Here is a 1,429-nt window from a genome sequence, read left to right on the forward strand (position 1 = left end):
GTTTTGCGCATGCGGGATGCGCCGCCAAACTGCGGTTTTGTGTCTTGTACACTTGATCTGCCTACCTTCTCGACAGCCTTCGTCTGAGATCGACCCGGGTGCATGCTTCGGTCCGTGGTCAGCGCTGTGGCCGCCAACATGATGCTGGTTCAATGCAATTCCGATGTGCCCATCTCATTGGCGTGCTCGATACGATCGGCATCAGTCCTGAGCACGGCATCACCGGAACCGCGTCCCGTGGGGACCTCGAAGGCCCGCGATTAGGCGGGCAGCAGTCTGGAAACCGTATCTTCAGCCGGCATGAAGCACCGGAATGTCGAAGCGGAATTCGGTGTCATCCTTCCACATGCGGTGCAGGATCACGGCGATGCGCCGGGCCAGTGCAACCATCGCGCGCTTGGCACCACGTCGGCGCGCGATCTTCGCGGCCCATGTTCGCAGCCATGTCGCCCGCCCGCGATGCATCATCACGGTTGCCGCCTGGCACAGGGCACGGCGGAGGTTGACGTCACCTGCCTTGGTAATCCCGCCCGAGATGTCGCGCTCTCCCGACTGGTTTCGCGACGGCGTCAGGCCAACCCACGGCCCAACCTTCTTCGAGGAAGTGAACCGGGCGGGATCATCGACCGCAGATCGATAGGTCAAGGCCACGACAGCGCCGATCCCGGGCATCGACATCAACCGGCGGCAGACCGGATCTTCCTGCGCGAGTTGCCGGACACGGCGTTCAAGACCCGCCAATTCTCGCCGCAGCGCCGACCGCGCGCTGAGCATGGGTTCGGTTGCCGCTTCCAGCATCGGATTACCTGCTGCCAGTTCGCGGATACGCTGTTCGAACCGGCCACGTGAAATGGTGCCGACCTTGAGGCCGAAGTTCCGAAGTAGCCCCCGCAGTGACATCTCCAGTGTGATGAACCCTTGTTGCACAGCCTTACGGGCGCTGAGCACAGCGCGAACCTCCTGTGCAGACACCGATTTGCAGTGAACTGGCCGGAACCAGCCGAGGTGCAGCAGACGCGCGATACCTTCGGCATCACGCCGGTCCGTCTTGATCGGCATGGCCTTCAGGGCTCCTTTGACCTGCCGAGTTTCCATCAGCACGACAGGTTGTCCTGCCTCTGATAACCCGCGATGCAGCCACTGCGACAAGGGACCGGCCTCCAGCCCGACAGCTGCGATCGCGCCGTCCTGATCGTTGATCCAGCGCAACAGCGACTCCGGCTCGCTCGCCACCTGCGCCTCCTTCAAGATCTTCCCATGCTCGCTGATCACGCAGATCGCGGTCATCTCCAGTGACACATCCAGTCCGACAAACAGCTTCATCTCGCAGCCCTCCCAGTGGATCCGATACGGGAATGGCGCCAGCTTGCCCTCGATTCTGCAACGGTAACGGGCGGGTCGCGACGCAGGCCCCGTTACGGCATCTCAT

General features: G+C 62.5%; 1 protein-coding gene. It reads right to left on the bottom strand.

Annotated elements, in window-relative coordinates; all coding sequences use genetic code 11:
- Positions 1–291: 291 nt before the first annotated feature.
- On the bottom strand, positions 292–1,323 hold the full coding sequence (locus RISW2_RS22855) for an IS110 family RNA-guided transposase (protein WP_043775737.1): 1,032 nt from the start codon (positions 1,321–1,323) through the stop codon (positions 292–294).
- Positions 1,324–1,429 lie beyond the last annotated feature (106 nt).

Origin of the sequence: Roseivivax isoporae LMG 25204, from assembly GCF_000521865.1 — a bacterium.
Classification (GTDB): Bacteria; Pseudomonadota; Alphaproteobacteria; order Rhodobacterales; family Rhodobacteraceae; genus Roseivivax; species Roseivivax isoporae.